The following is a 14729-nucleotide window of genomic DNA, read 5'->3' on the forward strand; positions in this document are numbered from 1 at the left end:
CGGCGGATCCTGGCAGGAATGGCCCGGAACATAGGCGGGAAGCCTGAAAAGTCAATCAAACAAAGGGATTTGCCGTGGGGCGGGGCCGTTGGCCGCATCAGAGAGAGCCCCTCCCACCTGCAGGGGAGGGGTTACACGTCCAGGTCTTCCGTAGCGAACACCGCGTTTTCCTGGATGAAGCGGAAGCGCAGCTCGGGCTTGCGGCCCATCAGGGTCTCGACCAGGTCCTCCACCGGCTCCTCGGCGCGGGGCAGGGTCACCCGGGCCAGAGTGCGCTTGGACGGGTCCATGGTGGTCTCTTTGAGCTGGGCCGGCATCATTTCGCCCAGGCCCTTGAAGCGGCCGATCTCGGGCTTCTTGCCCTTGAACATCGTCGCCATCAGCTCGTCCTTGTGCGCGTCGTCGCGGGCGTAGGCGGTCTTGCCGCCGTGGCTGATGCGATAGAGCGGCGGCAGGGCGAGGAACAGCCGCCCGGCGCGGATCAGCCCCGGCATGGTGCGGTAGAAGAAGGTGATCAGGAGAGAAGCGATGTGCGCCCCGTCCACGTCGGCGTCGGTCATGATGATGATCCGCTCGTAGCGCAGGTCATCCTCCTTGAACCGGTTCCCGCCCTGGACGCCCAGCGCCAGCAGCAGATCCGCCAGCTCCTTGTTGCCGCCGGTCTTGTCGTTGCTGGCCGAGGCCACGTTCAGGATCTTGCCGCGCAGGGGCAGGATGGCCTGGGAGCGGCGGTCGCGCGCCTGCTTGGCCGAGCCGCCGGCCGAATCGCCTTCGACGATGAAGAGTTCAGTGCCATCCGCCGCCTGGCCGGAGCAGTCGGCCAGCTTGCCGGGCAGGCGCAGCTTGCGCGTGGCCGAGGCCCGGGCGACCTCCTTGTCCTTGCGCCGCTTCAGCCGCTCCTCGGCCCGCTCGATGACGAATTGCAGCAGCAGGTTGGCCGCCTTGGGCGAGGCGGTCAGCCAGTGGTCGAAGGGGTCGCGCAGGGCGGCCTCGACCAGACGCTGGGCGTCGCTGGAGGACAGCCGCTCCTTGGTCTGGCCCTGGAACTCCGGATTGCGGATGAACACGCTGATCAAGGCGCCGGCCTGGGCGATCACGTCGTCGGCGGTGATGATCCCGGCGCGCTTCTCGCCGGTCAGCTCGGCATAGGCCTTCAGGCCCCGAGTCAGGGCGGCGCGGAAGCCGGACTCGTGCGTCCCGCCCTCGGGCGTCGGCACGGTGTTGCAGTAGGACGAGATGAAGCCGTCGGCCTCGCCGAACCCGGCCGGCGACCAGGTCACCGCCCATTCCACCGCCCCCGCCTCGCCGGTGCGCTCGATGCGGCCCGAGAAGGTCTCGGTGACGGTCTCGACCCCGGCGGTGCGCTCGGCCAGGAAGTCGGCCAGGCCGTTGGGGAAGTGGAAGGTGGCTTCGGCCGGGGTCTGGTCGTGGATGCGCTCGGGCGAGCACTTCCAGCGGATCTCGACCCCGCGGAACAGATAGGCCTTGGAGCGGGCCATGCGGTAGAGTCGCGCGGGCTTGAAGGCGCAGCCCTCGCCGAAGATCTGCGGATCGGGCAGGAAGCGCACGGCCGTGCCCTTCTTGCGCGAGGGCGCGACCTGCTCCAGCACCCCCACCGGCTTGCCGCGCGAAAAGCTCTGGCGCCATTCGAACCCGTCGCGCCACACGCCCACGGTCAGCTGTTCGGACAGGGCGTTGACCACCGACACGCCCACCCCGTGCAGGCCGCCCGAGGTCTCATAGGCCTTGCCGCTGAACTTCCCGCCCGAGTGCAGCATGGTCATGATGACCTCGAGCGCCGACTTGCCGGGATATTTCGGGTGTTGGTCCACCGGCATGCCGCGGCCGTCGTCCTTCACCGTCAGCGCGCCATCGGCCTCGAGCGTGACCTCGATCAGCTTGGCGTGGCCGGCCACGGCCTCGTCCATGGCGTTGTCCAGCACCTCGGCGAACAGGTGGTGCAGGGCGCGCTCGTCGGTGCCGCCGATGTACATGCCCGGCCGCATGCGCACCGGCTCCAGGCCTTCCAGGACCTCGATGTCCTTGGCCGAATAGCCGGACGAGGCCGACACCGCGGCCGGCGGCGGCTGGGGCCGCGGCTCGTGCGCCGGCGAGGCGAGGGGCGGGGCGGGCGCGGGGTTCAGCGCGTCGTCGAACAGGGAGGCTTGCGGCGTGGCCTTGGACATGCGGCTAGATTCAGGCGATTCGGGGCCGCCGGGTATGCGGCGGACGCCGACTTAGCGCGCGGGGCGGGGGATAGGCCAGGGGCTAAGCGATTTGTCCCCGGAATACCGCGCGCTGCGGGCTTGGTGGTTCGATTCGCTTTCCGGCGCCTCACAGCCGGCTGGCGAGCGTTGCGGAATGGCCGGACCCCTGTCACCCCGCCCCGGCCGGCGGGCATTCGATGTGAACTCCAACATAGGTTGACCATAGCTTTGCTGTAGCGTAGCCAAGTCCTCTCAATCGGAGGGGATATTATGAAGTATTATAAATCTATAGCTGTAGTACTGGGCCTTCTGGCGGCCTCCAGCGCCGGTGCGCTACAGGCCCAGACGGTGAATCAAAACCCGGGCGCCTATGTGCAGGCGAGTGTCGGCTCCGGCGTCGCAGGCAACACTCACATCGACGCCAGCGCTTCCGGGATCGGCTCCGCCTCCGGCGACTTAGATCCGAAAGCGGGCGTCTTCGCCAGTGGGGCCTGGGGCTACGCCTTCAAGAACGGTTTCGCCCTGGAAGCTGAAGGCGTCTACGTCCGCAATGATATCAGCACCGGCAGCCTCAATCAGGCCCTGGGAACCCCGGCCAAGGCGTCGGTCGAGACCTATGGCGGACTGGTCGACGTCATGTACGCGATCGGCAAGCTCGGTCCGGTCGTGCCCTACGCGGGCCTGGGCGTCGGCTATGGCCAGGCCCGTTACTCGCTCTTGGGTGGGTCCAGCAGCAGCGACGGCGTGATGTGGCAGGCGCGGGCGGGCGTGTCCTACCCCGTCAACCCCAAGACCAGCCTAGACTTCGGCTATCGGTATCTCGGCACGCCGCAGTTCAAGATCACCGGCTCCGGTCTGGCCTTGAAGGCTCAGACTGACCTGCACATCCTCTCGGTCGGCCTACGCTACCGGTACTGAGGCGCGGGCGTCGATGTGGGGGGCGGCCTCCGCAGTCGCCCACATCGAACGCGCCACCGATCAACCCTCGGCGAGATGCCGGGCGAGCTTGTCGAGGGTCTGGTAGCCGAATTCCACCGCGCCGAAGCCGATGGCGCCCTCGCGCTGCTCCTTGGTCGGGTGCAGCTGGCGCAGGGTCAGCACGCATTTGCCGTCGCTCTGTTCGTCGAAGGTGATGGTCATATGGAACCGCCCGGGATCGTCGTCCACGTCCGCGCCGTGCTCCATCTCCAACAACCTTGGCGCGTCTATGCGCCGGTAGACCATGCGGTTCTCCCAGCGGGTTCCGTCCGGGCCGGTGTAGATAAACCGCCAGCAGCCGCCCTCGCGGATGTCGATCTCCAGGGTCTCGACCGTGAAGCCCTCCGGCCCGAACCAGCGGGTGATCTGGTCCGGATCGGTGAAGGCCTGGAACACGCGCTCGCGCGGCGCGGCGATCACGCGGGACAGCACGATTTCGCGATCGAGCGCCCAGGTCGCGCGGGGGTCATGGCTCATGGTCTTCACCTTTCGATACGGTCGGTTGCGGGGATTGCGGTTGTGCGAGGAAGTCCTCCAGCCGGTCGAACCGGGCTTCCCAGGCCGCGCGGGTGTGATCGAACCAGCGCGCCGTCTCGGCCAGGCGCTCGGCGTTCAGGCGGCAGGGGCGCTTTTGCCCGTCGCGCCCGCGCGCGATCAGCCCGGCGCGCTCCAAGACCTTAAGGTGCTGCGACACCGCCGGCAGGCTCATGGCGAAGGGCCGGGCGATCTCCTGCACGGTCATGTCGCCCTCGCTGGCCAGCCGGCTGACGATCGCCAGCCGCGTCGCATCGCCAAGGGCGGCGAAACTGTCGCTAAGCGATTGATAGGGCTGCACGTTTTTGGCCTATGAGAGATTTAAGTGTTTACTTAAATACAAGGGCGAACGGCGCCCGTCAAGTTTCGGTCCTTGCCCCATGGGGGTCAGGGCCTATCTTCGCATGAGCGTATTGGATGGAAGCCATGAGCGACGCTGTCGGCCCCGGCGATCTGGTTCTCTGCGTCAACGCCGCCCCGAACCACGTCACCGGCAGGCCGGTGCCCCTGGTGGCTGGGGAGACCTACCGCGTCGCCGCGGTCATGGAATTCGCCTGCCCCTGCGGACGGTCCGACGCCCTCTTGGATGTCGGGGTCGATTTCGCCTGGTGCCAGACCCGCTTCCGCCTACTGCCCAAACCCAAGGCCGAAACCAGGACCCGCCGCGTTTCGGCGCCTAGGGAGAAGGAGACGGTTCGGTAGGCCGTTGTCGGCGCCGGCCAAAAGGGTAGGAATCGGACTCCCGCCCTAATTCCACTATCGGACTTCTTGCCGACCCACCTGTTGCAATGAGGCCGTCATCCGCTTCACCACGGCGTCCCAGAACCTACTCTCCGCCACCGGATACTCCACGTAGAGCCGGGCGCTTCCCGACGGCGCATATCGGGCCAAGTAGTAGGTGACCTTGCTATTTCTGATGCAGGAATATGCGGCAAGTCGATCCTTCAGCGCGTAGTAGGAAGGCGGCCATGCAGTGCAGTCGGATCGCTTGAGGTTCATGTCACCCTTCGGGTCATTGCCGGGAAACCCCGGTCTATGCTCGGTCAGAGTAAGGAGCCTGATCCGAACCGCCCCTTTTTCGGCATCGAAAGCCAACCCATCCGGATCGGCTCTTGGCGTCAGAACGGAAACCGGGACTTCAATCGACGTCTCGTGTTGGTCGGTTACGCGGTTCCAAGTCACTGATGGAGATTGAGCCGCGCTGGAAGTCGCGAAAAACGCGGTCGCGTAGATCAAGCCATGGTTTCGTCGCATCATGCCCCCAATAGTTTGAAGTGACGGTAGCCGACGGATCGCGCAACCAAAAGCAGCCACAGACGTAGGCTGACGCGGGCCGGCCCTAACTGCCACACCCCCCGCATCCCCCGCCGCATCCTCCACCGCCGCCACATCCTCCGCCGTCACCGCCCACCGCCTGACGCATCTTGGCGAAGGCGGCATAGGGCGTGCCGAAGAGGGCGCCGCCGCCGACCAGGGCCATGGCCAGCATCAACTCGTCCGCTTCAGGCGCGCGGACGAGACGGCTGCTGGCGTCCTTGTGCCTGGCCACCGCCTCTCGTCCCGCGCGCCGAGCCAAGGGCGGTTTCAAAGCCAGGCTGACCGCCGCTATGAGCGTGAGCAGGGTGAACCCGACAATGAACCCCACCGGCCGCTCCCTCGCCATGCCTAACAGGATGCGGATCGCTCCAAGGACCGTCAGCACCAGCAGCGGCGCCGCCGACGCCCAACCCCGCCTCAGGCGCGTCGGCGGATCGAAGGCGAGCCCTCGGACGACCAAGTCCGCGGCCACCGCTTCGAACGCAGAGGCCAGCCGTGCGCTGAGGTCAGCCACGCTGACGGGATCCTTCAGGCGCCGCGCATAGGCGGCCAGAGATGCAGGCGGCGGATCCGCCAGGGGCACGGGAAGCAACATGTTGCGCTTTTTGTCCAGCTTCAGCTGGCCGCTCTGCAGCAGCCCGACCGCCGCAGTGTCCGCGGCTCGCACCGCCCCGCCCGCCAGGTACGCCCAGCCGACGGGGTCCAGCCCCTGGGTGCGGGCTGGCGGAGGCGGAAAGACGCTCGGCGGCTCGCGCTGTCGCCACCAAAGCCCGAACCCAAGACACGCGGCGAAGGCCAGTGCGTAGATCGCCAGAAACGGCCCAGCGGTCAGGTCATAGGGGTTCATCGATAAGCTTACCTCCTGTGGATGTTTCGCCAAAAGCGCAGGCTCCAGAACCGGGGCAGGGTGAAGGCGCGATCCGCGTCCAGCCCCCGGTAGCGGGGCCGGCGTCGAAACCGTTCGCGCGCGCCGGGCCAATAGGTCTCTGGCGGCGGCCCGAACCAGCGCTCATAGGCGGCCAGGGTCGCGGCATAGCGGGCCAGGAAATAGGCGGCTTGCTGCGCCCCGCCGCGACTGGGGTCGTGATGCAGGGGCGCGCCCAGCGCCTCGGCGCACCAGACGCCCCAATAGTCGCGGGTGAACAGCAGGTGCAGGTGCCAAACCTCGTCGACCTCGGCGCTGGGGGTCATGGGTGCGTCGGCGATTCCGCACAGGAAGGCGAAGCGGCGGTATTCTTCCACCGCGCCCCGCGCGAACTCCAGCGACCAGTCTTTTTCGCGCGCCAGCCGTCGTGTCAGGTCGTCGGCTTGCTCGGGCGCCTCGAAGGAATGGGTCTTAATCCGCCGCCACAGATCCGTCTGATCCGGCGTCCAGGCCCGGTGGTCGGCGGCGTGGGGCAGGGGCGTGTCGAGCGGCATCCGGTCTCGTCGAAAGCGTTAGCTCGATTATATCACACTCATTTTCGTCGCCACGCCGCCACCCCTCACGCGCCCACGACCTCCAGGCTGTCCATCACATAGGGCGCGTAGTGGAAGTCGCGGATGGCGGCGATCTCGCCTTGCCGCCAGTCGAGTTGCACGACGAACACCGGGCGGGCCGCCGGGTCGGCCAGGCGGCTGGCCATGAGCACTAGGCGGCCCTCGGCGAGACCCACCGCAAGGCGCCAAGGCTCGGCCTCGGCGTAGCGGGTGAAATAGACCGAGACGTTGTTGCGGCTGGCGAGCCGGGTCCGCGCCACCAGGTCCAGCCGCACGTCCTCGGCCAGGAGGGCCCGCAGGGCGTCGAAGTCGCGGGCGTTGAAGCGGTCGGCATAGGCGCGCAGGCGCTCGCGCTCGGCGGCGGGGATCGGGGCTGTGGGCTGCGGATCGTCCGCCCTGGCCTGCAAGGCGGTCCGGCCACGGTGCAGGGCGGCCTTCACCGCCGCGACCGAAAGCTCGAGAATCTCGGCCGTTTCCGCCAGCGAGTGGCCGAGCACGTCCATCAGCACCACGCAGGAGCGCTGCGCCGGCGCCAGCCGCATCAGCGCGGCCAGGCTGGCCGTGGCCGCCACCCGGGCGTCGGCCAGGGCGGTGGCGTCGGCGATCTCGGCCATTTCCTCGCCCGGCCAGACCACCGCCTGGCGCTTTCGCTTGCGCAGGGCGTCCAGCGCGGCGTTGTGGGCGATGCGGAACAGCCAGCTTTCCGGCCGGGCGATCGGGCCGGCGGAGGGCAGGGCCTCGGCCGCCTTGGCCAGGGCGTCCTGCACCACGTCCTCGCCGTCGAAGGCCGAACCCACCATGCGCGCGCAATAGCGGTGCAGGCGCGGCCGAAGTTCGGTCATCAGGCGCTCGACAGCTTCCGGCCCCAGGCTCCCGTCCGCCATGCGCGCGTTCCTTCGTTGCAGGGCCCGCGACGTGCGGGCGTCCCGCTCAACTGACGTCCGGCGCCGGCCGAAGGATTCGCCCGTGCGAAAAATTTCTTCGGCCGAATCCTTCGCCGTCTCGCCCGCGTCCTTGTGATCGCCGGCGCAGTTTCGCGCCCGCTGGCATCCGAGGAGCCGACCCATGCAGAGAGTGACACTGGTGCGCTATCGCACCAAGCCGGAGCGAACCGCCGAGAACGAGGCCCTGTCACGGGCGGTGTTCAAGGAACTACGCCAGCGGGCGCCGGGCCACGTGGCCTACGCCCTTTTCCGCAGCGGCGACGAGTTCGTCCACCTATTCGTCAATGCCCGCGAGCCCGATTCCGAGGTGCTGACCGGGCTCGCCAGCTTCAAGGCCTTTTCCGAGGGCGGGCCGGCGCGCTGGGAGACCCAGCCGGAGGTCATCCGGATGGATGTGGAGATGGTCGAGGCCTATGGCCTGGAGGCTCAGCCTCAGCCTGCCTGAGGTCTCCACGCGTTCGTGGGTGGTTCGAGACGCGCCGCTTCGCAACGCTCCTCACCATGACTAGCTTTTCTGCAGTCCCCCAACCCAGTCATGGTGAGGGCTCGCGCAAGCGAGCGTCTCGAACCACGCAAAGGCGGCCCCGCGTCGCCCCTACAGCCGCCGCGAGATCAGCCAGAAGATGGCGAACACCACCGCGGCCGGGGCCGCATAGGCGGCCATGAACAGCCAGGGGGAGTTCTCCGGGACCTGGGCGGCCAGCAGCGAGCCCGAACCCACGGCGATCAGGATGCCGAAGGCCGTGCCGACCATGGCGATCACTTCGCGGGGAATGGCCCGCAAGGCCGGGCCGGGCTTGGGCTTCTGCGGCGCGGCCGAGGAGCTGCGCGGAAACGAGACGTGGGTGTGATGTGAACTGACTGCAGCCAACTTGACGTGCTCCCTGGATACTCGCCGGCTCTTCGCCGATCGCGGCCCCGGTTCCCGGTGGTCCGCAGTACTCGCCGCCTGCAATGAGGCCGCAGCCCTGTCGTTTTGGCAAGCGCAAACAGCTCTCAATTCGGGTGGAGGTCACACCAGAAAATCAAAAGGCCGCGGATTGCTCCGCGGCCCCTGACTAGTGTCGGCTGAAGTGCGCCGATCTCAGCACTTGTAGTACATGTCGAACTCGACCGGGTGCGGGTGCAGTTGCAGCCGGGCGACTTCTTCCATCTTCAGCTCGATATAGGCGTCGATGAATTCGTCGTCGAACACGCCGCCGGCCTTCAGGAACCCACGGTCCTTGTCCAGGGCGTCCAGGGCTTCGCGCAGGGAGCCGCAGACTTCCGGGATCTTCTTCTGCTCGCGGGGCGGCAGGTCGTAGAGGTTCTTGTCGGCCGGGCCGCCCGGATCGATCTTGTTGGCGATCCCGTCCAGGCCCGCCATCAGAAGCGCGGTGAAGGTCAGGTAGGGGTTGCCCATCGGGTCCGGGAAACGGACCTCGATGCGCTTGCCCTTGGGGCTGTCGGTGTGCGGGATGCGGATCGAGGCCGAGCGGTTGCGGGCCGAATAGGCCAGCTTCACCGGGGCTTCGTAGCCGGGCACCAGGCGCTTGTAGCTGTTGGTGGTCGAGTTGGAGAAGGCGTTGATCGCCTTGGCGTGCTTGATGATGCCGCCGATGTACCACAGGCACTGTTGCGACAGGCCCGCGTACTTGTCGCCGGCGAACAGCGGCTTGCCTTCGTTCCAGATCGACTGGTGCACGTGCATGCCCGAGCCGTTGTCGGCGAACATCGGCTTGGCCATGAAGGTGGCGGTCTTGCCGTAGGCGGCGGCCACGTTGTGCACCACGTACTTATAGAGCTGCAGGCGGTCGGCCATGGTGATCAGGTCGGAGAACTTCAGGCCCAGCTCGTGCTGCGCCGGCGCCACTTCGTGGTGGTGCTTTTCCGGCTCCATGCCCAGCTCGCCCATCACCGACAGCATTTCGCCGCGCAGGTCCTGGGCGGAGTCGACCGGGTTGACCGGGAAATAGCCGCCCTTCGGCCCCGGGCGATGGCCCATGTTGCCTTCGGGATAGGCCTTGTTGGTGTTGGCCGGCAGTTCGGTGGAGTCGAAGGAATAGCCGGTGTCGTGCGGGGCGGTGGACCAGCGCACGTCGTCGAAGATGAAGAACTCGGCTTCCGGGCCGAAGAACACGGTGTCGCCCACGCCGGCCGACTTCACGTAGTTCAGCGCCGCCTTGGCGATGGAGCGCGGGTCGCGGTTGTAGGGGGTGTTGGTGTCCGGGTTCAGCACGTCGCAGAACAGGAACAGGGTCTTCTGCTGGTAGAAGGGGTCGATATTGGCCGAGTTCAGGTCCGGACGTAGCTTCATGTCCGACTCGTTGATCGCCTTCCAGCCGGCGATCGAGGAGCCGTCGAACATGGTGCCGTCGGTCAGGAACTCTTCATCGACCAGGGCGGGATCGAAGGTGACGTGCTGCAGCTTGCCGCGCATGTCGGTGAAGCGGACATCGACGTATTCGATCTCCTCTTCCTTGATCTTGGCCAGGATTTCTTTTGCAGTCGCCATGCTCGTGGTTCCCCTTAGGTAGCAGGTGTATCGGTGGTCAGATCGCGGCCGCGCCGCTTTCGCCCGTGCGGATCCGCACGACGTCGGTGATTTCGGAGACGAAGATCTTGCCGTCGCCGATGCGCCCCGTGCGGGCCGCGTTCTGAATGGCCTCGAGGGCGGCGCCCAGCTGGCCGTCGGACACGACCACCTCGATCTTGATCTTGGGCAGGAAGTCGACGACGTACTCGGCGCCGCGATAGAGCTCGGTGTGGCCCTTCTGGCGGCCATAGCCCTTGGCTTCCAGCACCGTCATGCCCTGGACGCCCAGCTCCTGCAGGGCCTCCTTCACTTCGTCCAGCTTGAACGGCTTGATGATGGCTTCGATCTTTTTCATCGGGTCGTTGCGGCCATGTGATTTGAGGGCGCCGCCGAGGCGCTCCAGGTTAGGTGTCGGCAAGCAGCACGGGCGGCCCACGAGTCACAAGGGGCCTTTTTGGCGGGCGCGCCCACACGGGCCTCGGTCTTGCCTCCCGCACAGTTTTTAGTCAATCGCCGCTCAATTCGTAATCGTTTCCGGGATTGCCCGCCCTGGGCGCCGCCGATGGGCTGTTGTGTGCGGATGCGGATCGCTGGCGAGCCTGCGGGCGCCGTTGCGGCGCCGGCAAAGCGCCGAGGGCGACGATTTTCGTGAGGGCCGATATCTCGGCTGTCGCCATTCTGTCGTCGGTCTGATCAAGATTGCGGCGAAAACCGACAAATTCGCGAGCGCCCCCGCCATGTCCCGCCTCTACATGATCCGCCACGGAAAGCCTTCCTCGACCTGGGGCGACGAGGCCGCCGCAGATCCGGGCCTCGACGAGGCCGGCCGCGCCCAGGCGGAGGCCGCCGCCGACGCCCTGATGGCCTTGCCGGAAGGCGAGCGCCCAACCCGCGTCCTGTCCTCGCCCCTGCGCCGCTGCCGCGAAACCGCCCAGCCCTTCGCCGACCGCCTGGGCGTCGCGGTCGAGATCGACCCGAGGTTCGGCGAAATCCCCACCCCCGCAGCCCTCACCGAAGCCGAACGCGGCCCCTGGCTGCGCCAGGTGTTCACCGGCCGCTGGACCGAAGCCAAAGGCGACCTAGACTACGACGCCTGGCGGAGGGGGATCGCTTCAGCGCTAGCCGATTTCGGCGGCTGGGCCGTGTTCAGCCATTTCGTGGCGATCAACGCGGCGGTGACCACGCTGATGGGCAAGGAGGAGGTCCTGGCCTTCCGCCCGGACCACTGCGCAATCACGGTGTTCGAGGTCGGGGCGGAGGGGCTGCGGCTGGTGGAGCTGGGGCCGGAGGCGCAGACGCAGGTGCTTTGAGCGAGAGTCCGGTTACTGACCTGGGCTCAGAGGTGGAGAGCGACCCTGAGCGGAAGTTCAGCTCAGCATTGTCGCTTCGAATAGATCCAGGCCCCACCCAATGCCGCACGCCGCGAGGATAGCCATTTGGTCAGGGTCCAGCCAAACACCCTGCTGTTCGTCTGAGACATAGAAACCGCCGTAGATCGAAACACTTGCGGGCCTGACCGTCTTGGCTAGCTCCGCGAAGAGGTGTTCGCGCCCTTTGAGCTGACCGATCAACGTGGTGATTGCATTTGCATGCTCACGGCCATCGACGAGCGGATCTGCATGCAGCTCCAGATGCCACATGTTGCAATCGTGCAGTCGCCCGCTTGGCCGGGGCTCTCCACGCCTTGCAACTGATGTTGGAGCCAGACCGAGGATGTCTGTGACCGCGTCTGGGTCAACATCGAAGCGGGCAATTGTTAGAGTGAGCATGGCCGCGAGCTTGGCATTTCACGCCGCAACATCAAAGTCCGCTCCCCACCCATCTGACTCGTTCGCAGCGTCCGCTTTCCGAACCGGTTCTGCGCGGCTCCTACTCCCCCTTCAGCACCCGCCCCGTCACCACCGCCCCGGCGCCGAACTTGCCGCGCAGGGCGTCGATGGCGGTTTCGCTCTTGCGGGCGCGGCGTTCGGTGTCGGCGAACAGGTCCAGACCCTCGGCGGCGTCCACGAAGTCGGACAGGCCTGCGCCGATCAGGCGGAAGGGGCCGGCGCCCACCTCGGCGGCCAGCATCTCGCGGGCCGTGGCGAACAGCACCTTGGCGGTCTGGGTGGGGGCGGGCAGGGTCCTTCGGCGCGAGATGATCTGGAAGCCGGCGGTCTTCAGCTTCAGGCTGGCCACCCGGCCCGCCACGCCCTCGCGCCGGGCGGTGCGGGCGACCCGCTCGCACAGGGGCAGCAGCCGGTCTTCCAGCCGCTCCAGGCCCGACAGGTCCTCCATGAAGGTGGTCTCGGCGCTGATCGACTTGCGGGCCTGTTCGGGATCGACGATGCGGCTGTCCTCGCCGGCGGCCAGTTGCGACAGCCTCAGGCCATGCGAGCCCCAGCGGGCGGCGAGCGCCTTCGGCTCGGCCCGGGCGAGGTCGCCGACGGTGCGAAACCCCTGCTTCTCCAGCGAGGCGGCCAGGGCCGGGCCGACGCCGGGAAGGATGCGCACCGGCTTTGTCGCCAGAAAGCTCTTGGCCTCCGCCGCGCCGATCACCGAAAAGCCGCGCGGCTTGTCCAGATCCGAGGCGATCTTGGCCAGGAACTTGTTCGGGGCGAGGCCCACCGAGACGGTGATGCCCACTTCGCGTTCGATCTCGGCCTGCAAGCGCGCCAGCACCCAGGCCGCCGGCCCGCCATGTAGCCGCTCGCAGCCGGACAGGTCCAGCCAGGCCTCGTCGAGCGACAACGGCTGAACCAGGGGCGTCAGGGCCTCCAGCTTCTCCATGATCCGGCGGCTGTCGGCCTTGTACTTAGCGAAGTCGGGCTTCAGCACCACCGCCTGGGGGCACAGGCGCAGGGCCTGGAACATCGGCATGGCCGAGCGCACCCCATAGATGCGGGCGATGTAGCAGCAGGTCGAGACCACCCCCCGCTTGCCGCCGCCGACGATCACCGGCTGGTCGCGCAGCTCGGGCCGGTCGCGCTTCTCCACCGAGGCGTAGAAGGCGTCGCAGTCCATGTGGGCGATAGCGAGCCGGTCCAGCTCGTCGTGGACCACCCGGCGGTGCGAGCCGCAACGGGCGCAGCGGCCGGCCGGGCTCTGGTCCCGGGTCAGGCAGTCGCGGCAGAGCCCGCTCACGCCCCGCGCTCGGGCGGCGGCCACAGCCAGGCCGCGCCGCGCACGCCGGAGGAATCGCCATGCGCCGCCTTGCGCACAGGCGTGTCGAAACAGTCGCTGAACACATGCGGGGCGATGGCTGCCGGCAGCAGGGGATAGAGCTCGTCGACATTGGACATGCCGCCGCCCAGGACGATCACGTCCGGGTCGACTACGTCGCAGACCGCCGCCGGGGCCCGGCCCAGCCGGTCGACATAGCGCTCGAACACCGCCCTGGCGCGCGGCTCGCCCTCGCGCAGGGCGGCGACGATGGCCGGTCCGGCGAGGGGCTGGCCCCCGGCGCGGAGATAGCTCGCCTCGAAACCCGAGCCGGAGACATAGAGCTCGTTGCAGCCCTGCCGGCCGCACCAGCAGGCAGGCGCCGGCAACTCGTCGCCCGCAGGCCAGGGCAGGGCCATGTGCCCGATCTCGGCGGCCACGCCATTCCTGCCTTCGACCAGCCGGCCGTCCACCACCAGCCCCGCGCCGCAGCCGGTGCCGATGATCACCGCGAACACCACCCGCTCGCCTGCCCCGGCGCCGTCCACGGCTTCAGACAGAGCCAGGCAGTTGGCGTCGTTGGCCAGACGCACCAGGCGGCCCAGCACGCGGGGCAGATCCTCGGCGAAGGGGCGGTCGTTCAGCCAGGTGCTGTTGGCGTTGCGGATGCGGCCAGTGCGCGGAGAAATCGAGCCCGGCATGCCGACGCCGACCGTACCCGTGGCGCCCGCCTGCCGCTCGGCCTCGGCCACCAGGTCGCGCACCAGCTCCATCGCGGCCTGATATTCCCTGGGATTGGGCGCGCGCACCCGGGCCTGGAAGCGGCCTTCGACGTCCAGGGCCGCCGCCTCTATCTTGGTGCCGCCGAAGTCGACGCCGATGCGGATCATCGGACTTTGACCCCCAGGGCCTCGGCCAAGGCCAGGCGCAGGGTCGGCCAGTCGTCGATTCGCGGATGCCGCTCGGGCGCCGAGGGGGCCAGAGGCGCCAGGCGCGGGTCGGCCACCAGCTGGAAGCGGCTGACCGCCGGCGCCGCCTCGGCCGCCGAATCGAGGTTGGGGATCAGGTCGTCGACAAAAGCGCTAGGGCCGGCGGTCAGGGCCGCCAAGGCGGCGACCATAGACCCCTTGGGCCCGGAATTGATCAGCAGCGGATAGTCCATGCCGTGCCGCGCCAGCCAGCGGGCGCGGGGCTCGCGCGCATGGTCAGGGGCGTTGGTCAGGATGACGATGCTGGCGTGGGGCGAGAGCGCGGTTAGCGAATCGACCGCGTCCGGCGTCGGCAACATCTCCTCGGACCCGTGGCGAAAGAACTCATTGAACAGTTCGCGGCCGGTGTCCAAGTCTAGGTGCTCGAGGGCGCCCGGGCGATAGAGGTTCTGGAACAGGGCGAATCGCTCCAGCCGCAGTTCGTACCCCCTCTGGGCGACAAAGGCGCCGAAGCCATGCATGAACAGGCCCAGCACTTCGTCCACATCCACGATCAGCAAGGGCTTTTCGCGGTCTATGCGGGGCAGGTCGAAGGGGGCGGCGGGGGGCAACGATGGCTCCGGGTCAATACGCGCTTAAGGATATCGTGTGATTAGCAATAGCCTAGAAAGAGGTTGAGGCCCTT

The 14729-nt window shown here is 67.7% G+C and carries 18 protein-coding genes; 4 read left to right on the forward strand and 14 right to left on the reverse strand.

Translation table 11 applies throughout. The features are described 5' to 3' along the window. Positions 1–131: 131 nt before the first annotated feature. Positions 132–2186, reverse strand: a complete 2055-nt coding sequence (gene parE, locus KCG34_RS24580; protein WP_211938215.1) for a DNA topoisomerase IV subunit B — start codon at positions 2184–2186, stop codon at positions 132–134. 291 nt (positions 2187–2477) lie between these two features. Here parE and KCG34_RS24585 point away from each other — a divergent pair, with 291 nt between their 5' ends. Next, positions 2478–3125 (forward strand): outer membrane protein, encoded by a 648-nt coding sequence (locus tag KCG34_RS24585; RefSeq protein WP_211938216.1) that lies wholly within the window; start codon positions 2478–2480, stop codon positions 3123–3125. A gap of 60 nt (positions 3126–3185) precedes the next feature. Here KCG34_RS24585 and KCG34_RS24590 read toward each other — a convergent pair whose 3' ends face one another. Both KCG34_RS24590 and KCG34_RS24595 read right to left on the reverse strand, forming a co-directional pair. After that, positions 3186–3662 (reverse strand): SRPBCC family protein, encoded by a 477-nt coding sequence (locus tag KCG34_RS24590; protein WP_211938217.1) that lies wholly within the window; start codon positions 3660–3662, stop codon positions 3186–3188. Then, positions 3652–4020 carry an ArsR/SmtB family transcription factor gene (locus KCG34_RS24595; protein WP_211938218.1) on the reverse strand — a complete coding sequence of 123 codons (369 nt, stop codon included), beginning with the start codon at positions 4018–4020 and terminating at the stop codon, positions 3652–3654. Before KCG34_RS24595 ends, KCG34_RS24590 begins: the two co-directional genes overlap by 11 nt. Before the next feature lie 125 nt (positions 4021–4145). On the opposite strand from KCG34_RS24595, the gene KCG34_RS24600 reads away from it, so the two are divergent. Continuing rightward, positions 4146–4421, forward strand: coding sequence for a hypothetical protein (locus KCG34_RS24600; protein ID WP_211938219.1), 276 nt, complete (start codon positions 4146–4148; stop codon positions 4419–4421). A gap of 54 nt (positions 4422–4475) precedes the next feature. Here the strand turns inward: KCG34_RS24600 and KCG34_RS24605 are convergent, their stop codons facing one another. From KCG34_RS24605 to KCG34_RS24620, 4 genes are all read right to left on the reverse strand, one after another. Further along, positions 4476–4955: a hypothetical protein gene (locus KCG34_RS24605; protein ID WP_211938220.1), complete on the reverse strand. Its 480-nt coding sequence runs from the start codon at positions 4953–4955 to the stop codon at positions 4476–4478. Positions 4956–5058: 103 nt separating this feature from the next. After that, positions 5059–5883: a TIGR04222 domain-containing membrane protein gene (locus tag KCG34_RS24610; protein ID WP_211938221.1), complete on the reverse strand. Its 825-nt coding sequence runs from the start codon at positions 5881–5883 to the stop codon at positions 5059–5061. Positions 5884–5891: 8 nt separating this feature from the next. Then, positions 5892–6455 carry a glycine-rich domain-containing protein gene (locus KCG34_RS24615; RefSeq protein ID WP_211938222.1) on the reverse strand — a complete coding sequence of 188 codons (564 nt, stop codon included), beginning with the start codon at positions 6453–6455 and terminating at the stop codon, positions 5892–5894. A 65-nt stretch (positions 6456–6520) separates the two neighbouring features. Next, positions 6521–7399, reverse strand: coding sequence for a sigma-70 family RNA polymerase sigma factor (locus KCG34_RS24620; protein WP_211938223.1), 879 nt, complete (start codon positions 7397–7399; stop codon positions 6521–6523). 181 nt (positions 7400–7580) lie between these two features. Here KCG34_RS24620 and KCG34_RS24625 point away from each other — a divergent pair, with 181 nt between their 5' ends. After that, on the forward strand, positions 7581–7904 hold the full coding sequence (locus tag KCG34_RS24625) for a hypothetical protein (protein ID WP_211938224.1): 324 nt from the start codon (positions 7581–7583) through the stop codon (positions 7902–7904). 150 nt (positions 7905–8054) lie between these two features. On the opposite strand, the gene KCG34_RS24630 is transcribed toward KCG34_RS24625, so the two are convergent. From KCG34_RS24630 to KCG34_RS24640, 3 genes are all read right to left on the reverse strand, one after another. Beyond that, on the reverse strand, positions 8055–8330 hold the full coding sequence (locus KCG34_RS24630; RefSeq protein ID WP_211938225.1) for a hypothetical protein: 276 nt from the start codon (positions 8328–8330) through the stop codon (positions 8055–8057). Between the two features lie 213 nt (positions 8331–8543). Further along, positions 8544–9953: a type I glutamate--ammonia ligase gene (gene glnA, locus KCG34_RS24635; RefSeq protein ID WP_211938226.1), complete on the reverse strand. Its 1410-nt coding sequence runs from the start codon at positions 9951–9953 to the stop codon at positions 8544–8546. Between the two features lie 37 nt (positions 9954–9990). Next, on the reverse strand, positions 9991–10329 hold the full coding sequence (locus KCG34_RS24640) for a P-II family nitrogen regulator (RefSeq protein WP_211938227.1): 339 nt from the start codon (positions 10327–10329) through the stop codon (positions 9991–9993). A gap of 382 nt (positions 10330–10711) precedes the next feature. Here KCG34_RS24640 and KCG34_RS24645 point away from each other — a divergent pair, with 382 nt between their 5' ends. Beyond that, on the forward strand, positions 10712–11284 hold the full coding sequence (locus KCG34_RS24645) for a histidine phosphatase family protein (protein WP_211938228.1): 573 nt from the start codon (positions 10712–10714) through the stop codon (positions 11282–11284). A 57-nt stretch (positions 11285–11341) separates the two neighbouring features. Here the strand turns inward: KCG34_RS24645 and KCG34_RS24650 are convergent, their stop codons facing one another. From KCG34_RS24650 to KCG34_RS24665, 4 genes are all read right to left on the reverse strand, one after another. Then, positions 11342–11743, reverse strand: a complete 402-nt coding sequence (locus KCG34_RS24650; RefSeq protein ID WP_211938229.1) for a DUF4279 domain-containing protein — start codon at positions 11741–11743, stop codon at positions 11342–11344. A gap of 100 nt (positions 11744–11843) precedes the next feature. Beyond that, a complete protein-coding gene (locus tag KCG34_RS24655; protein ID WP_211938230.1) occupies positions 11844–13097 on the reverse strand; it encodes a DNA polymerase IV in 1254 nt (417 codons plus the stop codon). Continuing rightward, positions 13094–14005: an ROK family protein gene (locus tag KCG34_RS24660; RefSeq protein ID WP_211938231.1), complete on the reverse strand. Its 912-nt coding sequence runs from the start codon at positions 14003–14005 to the stop codon at positions 13094–13096. The genes KCG34_RS24655 and KCG34_RS24660 overlap by 4 nt, the downstream gene beginning before the upstream one ends. Then, the gene (locus KCG34_RS24665) at positions 14002–14655 is read right to left on the reverse strand and encodes an HAD family hydrolase (protein WP_211938232.1); all 654 of its coding nucleotides are present in this window, start codon (positions 14653–14655) and stop codon (positions 14002–14004) included. Before KCG34_RS24665 ends, KCG34_RS24660 begins: the two co-directional genes overlap by 4 nt. Between the last annotated feature and the right edge of the window lie 74 nt (positions 14656–14729).

The sequence above is a fragment of the Phenylobacterium montanum genome (genome assembly GCF_018135625.1).
Taxonomy (GTDB): domain Bacteria; phylum Pseudomonadota; class Alphaproteobacteria; order Caulobacterales; family Caulobacteraceae; genus Poindextera; species Poindextera montana.